Genomic DNA, 7,686 nt, shown 5'->3' on the forward strand with positions numbered 1-7,686 from the left:
CGTGAAGGACAACCTCGCCGTGACCGGCGAGTCCACCCGGGTCGGCTCCGCCGCGACCCCGGACACCCCGGCCGACCACGACCATGTCACCGTGGCCCGGCTGCGCGCGGCGGGCGCGGTGGTCGTGGGGCTGACAAACGTGCCCGAGCTGTGTGTCTTCGGCACCACCGAGGGCGTCCACGGCACGGCCCGCAACCCGTGGGACATCACCCGCACCGCAGGAGGTTCCTCGGGCGGCAGCGCGGCGGCGGTCGCGGCGGGCATGGTGCCGATCGCGCTCGGCAACGACGGCATGGGCTCCCTGCGTATCCCGGCGGCCAACTGCGGCCTGGTCACGATCAAGCCGGGGTTCGGGGTCGTCCCGGCCGGCATCGGCGACGGCGACTGGTTCGGAATGTCCGAGAACGGCCCCCTGGCGACGACCGTCGAGGACGCCCGGCTGATGTTCTCGGTCATCGCGGACACCGAGGTCGTACGCCCCGACGAGCCCACCGCCCGCAACATCGCCGTCTCCGTGCGCAGTCCGCTCGCCGGAGTCGCCGTCAGCAAGCCGTATACGACCGCCGTCCGGGAGGCGGCCGGGCTGCTGGCCGAGGCGGGTCACGCGCTGCACCGCGCCGATCCGCCGTATCCCATGTCCCTGAGCACCACCTCGCTCGCGCACTGGACGGCGGGCACCTCGGTGGACGCGGCGGGGCTCGACCCGCGGAAGCTGACGCGGCGGACCCGGGTGCACGCGGCCATCGGGCGCCGCTTCGTGAAGAGCGTCCGTACCGGCAAGGGCCGGGAGCAGCTGCGGGAACGCCTCACGCCGTTCTTCGCCGAGTACGACATCCTGTTGACGGCGGCGCTGGCCCGCCGCTCCCCCAAAGCCGGGCCGTGGCACGAGCGGGGCTGGCTGCGGAATGTGCTGGCCAACACCAACTACTCGCCGATGACTCCCCCGTGGAACCTCACCGGCTGGCCCGCGATGTCGGTCCCGTTCGGCACGCTGCCCTCGGGCGCGCCCTGTGCCGTACAGCTGGTGGGGCGGCCGGGTTCGGAGGCGGCGCTGCTGGACCTGGCCGAGGAGTTGGAGAGGCTGCGCCCCTGGGTGCGGACGGCGCCGCTCGGCTAAAGAGCGCGGTACATGACGTGCAGGCCCACGCGGCCGTCCCGGGGATGGTCGAAGGCGTCCGGCACCGTGCCCAGGATCGTGAAGCCGAGGGAGAGCCAGAGTCTTACGGCGGGGTTGGTTTCGACGACCGCGTTGAAGACCATGCCCCGGAAGCCCTGCTCGCGGGCGGCGGTGAGGATGTGTTCGGCGAGGGCGCGGCCGATGCCCCGGCCGCCGTGGTCGGGGTCGACCATGAAGCCGGCGTTGGCGATGCGTTCGGCGGGGCCGCCGTAGTTGGGGGTGACGAAGGCGGAGCCGACGATCGTCCCGCTCTCGTCCTCGGCGACGTACACGCGCTTGGGCGGGGACGTCCACAGGGCCCGGGCCGCCTCTTCGGAGGTGTCCCGGGCCCAGGTGTAGGTGTCGCCGGCAGCGACGATCCGGTGCCAGAAAGGCCAGATCCGCGGCCAGTCGTCGGCCGCGGCTTCTCTGATCAGCATGGACATGATTTTCGCACGCCCATGCTGTCGGCGATCGCGAAGGGTCCGGTGGGGGTCAGTCCACGCTGGGCAGGATGTGGGGCTCGGCGAGGTCGTCCTCGTAGCCGGCGAGGCGGATGGGGGCCGAGCGGGCCCACACAGCCAGGCTGCCGAGCTCGTCGGACCGGTGGCCCGCACGCTCCGTCTGTTCCTTGGGGCGTTGCTCGCGATTCGTCTTCTCCGGTGTCACCGCGCACTCCTTATGTGTCGGGTCACCCTCGGGGCATACCGGCCGTTCTCCGGTCCGGTACCTGAGGCCCGCTCGGGTGTGGGTTGAAGGCAGTTCGGACGCGGTGGCGCCGGTTACTCGTGTGAGAGCAGGCCGTTGTGACCGGCTTGTCCCGGGACGGACCATGGGTGTGGGTGGGACCCCTTGTCGCTGTCCGTCCGCCTCAGACTAACCAAATGAGCGGCCTGCCGCTCGATGGGGCTGAAAACATGGGGTAAAGAATAGAAACCGTGCAGCTACCCTCTCGACCAGTGTGGTGGCTGATCGACAAACGCGCTCGGCCCTGGGCACCGGCAGCGCACTCCGGGCGAGGCCACCGAGCAGTCGTCGCAGTGAAACCCGCTGGCCCTGGTCGCCTCCTCGAAGAGACCCTGTGGACATGGAGTTCTTCTGCTACCACCGAGACCGGCCCGGATCCCTGCCGCTGCGCCACGAGTTGCTGGAAGAGCATTGGTCCTACATGGACCGGTACGCGAGGGAGATGATCGCCCGGGGTCCGACCCTCGCCGACGACGGCGACACACCCACCGGCAGCGTGCACATCCTCGACCTGCCCGATCCCGCCGCCGCCCGCGCGTTCGCCTTCGACGAGCCCGGCCATCAGGCCGGCGTCTACCGGGACGTGCTGCTGCGGCGGTGGCGCAACCTGCTGGGGCGCACCATGTGGGACTTCCCCGGCGGCCGGACCGGCGGCAACCGTTACCTGGTGCTCGGTCTCGGTCCCGGCACGGCGCAGGCCACCGACCTCGCGGCGCCGCCCGACCGGGACGAGCTGATCGCCTACGGGCCGCTGCTGTCCGACGACGGCGCCACTTGACTGGGCACGGCGGCGTTGGTCCGGGCGCCGGACCCGGACACGGCACGCGCCATCCTGGCCCCGGACCGGTACGCAGACATCGAGGTGCACAACTGGCAGTTCGGCGGGCGGCCGTCATGACCCGCCGACGTACGACCGACGTTGCGGCCGAAGCCCTTCGAAGGACAGATACCGAAGGGGCGGCCTGACAGGCCGGCCTCGTCGCTGGATCTTCCCAAGGGCAAGGTCGGCTCCGCCTGCTTCAAGTACCGTGACTCCGCATGATCGAATCCGAGATTGAGATCAGCGAGGATCTGGTCCGCGAGCTGCTGCGGGAACAGCATCCGGACCTGGCCGAGTTACCCATCCGCGAGGTGGAGGGCGGCTGGGGCAATCAGATGTGGCGCCTCGGGGACGAGTTGGCCGTCCGGATGCAGCGGATGGACAACCTCCCCGATCTGCAGTTCAAGGAGCGCCGCTGGCTGCCGGTGCTGGCCCCGCGCCTGCCGCTTCCGATCCCGACCCCGGTGCGGAACGGAGCACCCTCCGAGCGCTTCCCCAAGGTCTGGACCGTCATGACATGGGTCGAAGGCACCCCGCTGGACCACGGCTCGATCACCCGCGGCGACCACGCGGCCGACACGCTGGCGGCCTTCCTCAAGGCGCTGCACACGGAGGCGCCCGCCGACGCGCCGGACGCCTCGGACTACGGCGCTCACCCCAGGAAGTGCACGGACGGCTTCGAGCACTTCCTGCGGGCCGTGGACCTCGGCCGCTTCGCCGAGGACGACATCCGGGCCGTATGGGACGACGCGGTGGCGACTCCCGACTGGGCGGGCCCGCGGGTGTGGGTGCACGGCGACCTGCACCCCGCGAACGTCGTCGTCGCGGACGGAACACTGGCGGGCATCGTCGACTTCGGCGCGATCTTCGCCGGCGACCCGGCATGGGACCTTGTGGCCGCCTGGCTGCTGCTCCCCGCGGGCGGCGTCCCACGGTTCTTCGACAGCTACGCGCAGGCGGACGAGGCGACGGTACGACGGGCGCGCGGGCTGGCCGCCATGAAGAGCCTGTTCCTGATGCTGATGGGCCAGAACGGGGACCGCGGCCTGCCCGGCGGCAAGCCGAACTGGGGGCCCGCAGGCCGGTCGGCACTTGATCGTGTACTGACGGACCGTTGACGTCGGCAGAGATCGACCGGCCCTGGCCCCGCCTTGGCCGGCACTCGCCGCTCGACGAATCGCGGTGTCGTACGGGGCGATCCACGTCACTGAAGGCGTCGCGCAGTTCAGGTCCCGTTGGCTGCGCCGAAAGCTCGCCATGATCTCCTGGCGTTCCGCACAGGCTGTCTCGCGGGAGGACTGACGCATGGAGTTGCGCAGCGTCGAGGAGCTGATGGACCTGCTGTACGCCTGCCGGGGTGCCTGGGACACCCCGGACCGGAGCGGTGATCCGGTCGATCTGCACGACCACTCGCTGCAGACGGCCGCGCTGTTGCGCCGAAGTCGCCCCGCCGACAAGGAACTTCAGGTCGCCGGTCTGGTCCACGACATAGGACATCTCCTGCAACCCGGCGACGACGCCGGGCACGCCGACCACGCGGCGGACGCGGTGCACGCCCTGCTCGGCGCACGGGTCGCCCGGCTGGTCCGTCTGCACGTGCCCGCGAAGCGCTATCTCGCCACCGCGGCACCGGACCACGACCTGTCCGCACAGAGCACGCTGACGCTCCGGGCCCAGGGCGGCCCGTTGTCCCGCGCCGAGTCCGCGGCCTTCGAGCGCGATCCACTCGCCGACGACGCGATCACCCTCCGCCAGGCCGACGACGCGGCCAAGGTCGTCGGCCTCGACGCCGGGGTCCTGGAGGACTGGCGCACGGTCCTGGGCATAGTCGCCGCCCGGAACTCCCGACTGCCCAACTCCCGCCTGGGGGCTGTCGACTGACGGTCCGTCATGAGATCGTACGGCGATGACGTCGTCGTCGTACGGTCTGCGGGGCCGTGCCGTCCTGGTCACCGGGGGTACGCGGGGGATCGGTCGCGCGGTCGCCGAGGGGTTCGCCGGGGCCGGGGCGCTGGTGTGTGTGAGCGCCCGGGACGCCGGTGAAGTGGCGCGCGCCGCGGAGGAGTTGGGCGGTGTCGGGCTGGCCGGGGATGTCGGCGATCCCCAACACCTGCGGGAGTTGTCGGAGTTCGCGCTGCGCGCCTTCGGGCGGATCGACGTGGTGGTCAACAACGCGGCGACGAACCAGCCGTACGGCCCGCTGATGGAAGCCGATCCGGATGCCTGGCGGTCGGCGTTCACCGTGAACGTCGAGGCGCCGCTGCGGTTGGTGCAGTGCGTCTGGCGGGCGTGGATGCGGGAGCACGGCGGCGCGGTGGTCAACGTGTGCACCGAGGGTGCCGGTCATGTCGGGCCGAGCGTGGGGGCGTACTCCACCAGCAAGGCGGCGCTCCTTCACCTCACGCAGCAGCTCGCAGGTGAACTCGCGCCGAGGGTGCGGGTCAACTCCGTCTCCCCCGGGCTCGTGCGCACGGAGATGGCCCGGTTCGTGTGGGAGCCGGGTGAGGCGGAGGTCGCCGCCGGGCTGCCGCTCGGCCGGATCGGGGAGCCTGCCGACATCGCACGGGCCGTGCTGTGGCTGGCCTCCGACCAGGCCGAGTGGATCACCGGGGCGGATCTGCTGGTGGACGGCGGGACGCGGGTGCGGGCGGCGTACGCGTCGGGCGGATACGCCGTCCACGACCGGCTGAGGTCGGCAGCGCCGCCTCATTCATAGCGGCCCCGGCAATCACGGGAACAGGGCGATCCCCACAAGGATCAGCAGGACGATCCCGGCGACGAGCGCGACCGTGGCCCAGGTCCCGCGGTGCTTCACCGCGGTCGTGGGCCCACCGCCGCGCGGGCGGTCCTCCGGCAGGACGGGGTGGGCCGGGCGGTCGCTCGCGTAGAACTCGTCGTCGGTCGGGTAGTGGTTGCGCGGGTCCTTGAAGGCCCTCGGATCGATGCCGTGCGGACTGGCCATGGGAACTCCTCGCGCGACGCTCACCAGGGCCGGAACCCGGCGGTCACCGGGACCCGTGTCCGGGGTGGCGGGTTACCACTTGCCGGGCGCGTAGTCCTTCAGGAAGACGCCGTACAGGTCCTCGCCCTGTTCGCCGCACACAATCGGATCGTAAACCCGGGCGGCGCCGTCGACCAGGTCGAGTGGTGCGTGGAAGCCCTCCTCGGCGAGGCGGAGCTTGTCGTAGTGGGGGCGTTCGTCGGTGATCCAGCCGGTGTCGACCGAGGTCATGAGGATGCCGTCGGTCTGGAACATCTCCTGGCCGCTGGTGCGGGTCACCATGTTCATCGCGGCCTTGGCGGCGTTGGTGTTGGGGTGTCCGGCGCCCTTGTAGCCGCGGCCGAAGACGCCCTCCATCGCGGAGACGTTGACGATGTACGCGCGTCCGCTGGTCGCGGCCTTGGCGGCGGCGGCCATGGCGGGGCGGAGCTTGCTGATCAGGATGAACGGCGCGGTGTAGTTGCAGAGTTGGGTCTCAAGCAGCTCCACCGGGGAGATCTGCTCGATGGTCTGCACCCAGGTGTTGGTGTCGACCACGTCGGGGACCAGGCCGCCGGCGTCGATGGCGGTGCCGTCGAGGTGCCGGGCGACGCTGGCGTTGCCCGCGACCAGGGCGAGGTCGGCGACCTGCTGGGCGTCGAGGCCGCTGATGCCGACGGGCAGCGCGGCAAGTCCGTCGACCGCGCCGGAGCCGAAGGCGCCGATGACCTGGTGGGCGGGCAGCGCACCGGCGGGCAGCGGGGCGCTCTCGCCGTCGACGAGGGCGGCGTAGGCGGAGGGCAGTCGCCGTACGGTCTGCGTCGCGTTGTTGATGAGGATGTCGAGCGGGCCCGTCGCGGCGATCTGGTCGGCGAGGGCGACGGCCTGGGCCGGGTCGCGCAGGTCCATGCCGACGACCTCCAGGCGGTGCAGCCAGTCCGCCGAGTCGTCCATGGCCTTGAAGCGGCGGATGGCGTCCTTCGGGAAACGCGTGGTGATCGTGGTGTGGGCGCCGTCGCGCAGCAGCCTCAGCGCGATGTACATGCCGATCTTGGCTCGGCCGCCGGTGAGCAGGGCGCGCTTGCCGGTGAGGTCGGCGTGGACGTCGCGCTTCTCGCGGTTGAGGCGGGCGCAGTCAGGACAGAGCTGGTGGTAGAAGTAGTCGACTTCCACGTACCGGGTCTTGCAGGTGTAGCAGGAGCGCGGGCGCTGCAGTATCCCGGCGATCCGGCCCTCCTCCGTCACCGACGACGGGAGCAGACCCTCGGTCTCGTCGTCGATGCGCTGCGCGGAGCCGGTCGCGGTGGACTCGGTGACGGCCTTGTCGTGCGCGGTCTTCGCGGCCCGGCGGTCCTGGCGACGGCGCTGCTTGACGCTGCGGTAGATGCCGGCGGTGGCCCGGCGGACGGTGATCGCGTCGGGGTGGTCGACGTCGATCTTCTCCAGTTCGTCGAGCACGCTGAGGCAGACGGCCAGCCGCTCGGGGTCGATGCCGGGCCCGTACACGACCTCGTCCGGGGTCGTGGAGCCGTTCTCTGTCACCGTCATCGCGCTGCCGTTTCCTTGGGTCCTCCGCGGCGGCGCTCCGATCGCGCGGCCGTCGAACACGGAATTTTACGGAGCGCCGGGCCCCAGCACCAAACTCGTTCCGCGTCACGACCCACAGGCGGTGATGAGTGTCTCCACCTCCTCGGTGAGGGCACGGGCGAACAGATCGAGATCCGGTACGGCCGCCGCGTCCGCGACGAGCCCGTAGTGGACGTGTCCCCGGAAAGTGGAGACGGCGACCGCGAGCGACTGACCGCGGGCCAGCGGGGCGAACGGGAAGACGGCGGTGACCGGGTTGCCGCCGAGTTTGAGGCCGATGCCGGGCAGCGGGACGCTGGTGACGAGGATGTCGAACCAGAGCCGGGCGGCCTGGGCTGCGAGGGGTCCGCCGAGCCGGTGGCCGAGCGCCGGCACGTGGTCGGCGAGGAGGGCGAC

At 71.3% G+C, this 7,686-nt stretch carries 9 protein-coding genes and 1 pseudogene; 5 read left to right on the plus strand and 5 right to left on the minus strand.

Translation table 11 applies throughout. The features are described 5' to 3' along the window. Positions 1–1,117 (plus strand): amidase (locus R6V09_RS40885; protein WP_317886555.1); only part of this gene is annotated, 1,117 nt, incomplete at its 5' end. On the opposite strand, the gene R6V09_RS40890 is transcribed toward R6V09_RS40885, so the two are convergent. Then, a complete protein-coding gene (locus tag R6V09_RS40890; protein ID WP_317886556.1) occupies positions 1,114–1,596 on the minus strand; it encodes a GNAT family N-acetyltransferase in 483 nt (160 codons plus the stop codon). The genes R6V09_RS40885 and R6V09_RS40890 overlap by 4 nt on opposite strands. A gap of 55 nt (positions 1,597–1,651) precedes the next feature. Next, positions 1,652–1,825, minus strand: coding sequence for a hypothetical protein (locus R6V09_RS40895; protein WP_317886557.1), 174 nt, complete (start codon positions 1,823–1,825; stop codon positions 1,652–1,654). 418 nt (positions 1,826–2,243) lie between these two features. On the opposite strand from R6V09_RS40895, the pseudogene R6V09_RS40900 reads away from it, so the two are divergent. From R6V09_RS40900 to R6V09_RS40915, 4 genes and pseudogenes are all read left to right on the plus strand, one after another. Continuing rightward, positions 2,244–2,801: pseudogene (locus R6V09_RS40900) on the plus strand (YciI family protein). Between the two features lie 140 nt (positions 2,802–2,941). Further along, entirely contained in the window at positions 2,942–3,841 is a 900-nt protein-coding gene (locus R6V09_RS40905) for an aminoglycoside phosphotransferase family protein (RefSeq protein ID WP_317886558.1), read from the plus strand. 187 nt (positions 3,842–4,028) lie between these two features. Beyond that, positions 4,029–4,604 (plus strand): HD domain-containing protein, encoded by a 576-nt coding sequence (locus R6V09_RS40910; protein WP_317886559.1) that lies wholly within the window; start codon positions 4,029–4,031, stop codon positions 4,602–4,604. 25 nt (positions 4,605–4,629) lie between these two features. After that, positions 4,630–5,439: an SDR family oxidoreductase gene (locus R6V09_RS40915; RefSeq protein WP_317886560.1), complete on the plus strand. Its 810-nt coding sequence runs from the start codon at positions 4,630–4,632 to the stop codon at positions 5,437–5,439. Positions 5,440–5,451: 12 nt separating this feature from the next. Here the strand turns inward: R6V09_RS40915 and R6V09_RS40920 are convergent, their stop codons facing one another. The 3 genes from R6V09_RS40920 to R6V09_RS40930 form a co-directional block, all read right to left on the minus strand. Beyond that, the gene (locus tag R6V09_RS40920; RefSeq protein ID WP_317886561.1) at positions 5,452–5,685 is read right to left on the minus strand and encodes a hypothetical protein; all 234 of its coding nucleotides are present in this window, start codon (positions 5,683–5,685) and stop codon (positions 5,452–5,454) included. A 72-nt stretch (positions 5,686–5,757) separates the two neighbouring features. Beyond that, the gene (locus tag R6V09_RS40925; protein ID WP_317886562.1) at positions 5,758–7,251 is read right to left on the minus strand and encodes an SDR family NAD(P)-dependent oxidoreductase; all 1,494 of its coding nucleotides are present in this window, start codon (positions 7,249–7,251) and stop codon (positions 5,758–5,760) included. A 105-nt stretch (positions 7,252–7,356) separates the two neighbouring features. Further along, positions 7,357–7,686, minus strand: a 330-nt coding sequence (locus tag R6V09_RS40930) for a WS/DGAT domain-containing protein (protein WP_317886563.1), incomplete at its 5' end; no start/stop codon positions are given.

Source organism: Streptomyces sp. W16 (assembly GCF_033194735.1).
GTDB lineage: Bacteria > Actinomycetota > Actinomycetes > Streptomycetales > Streptomycetaceae > Streptomyces.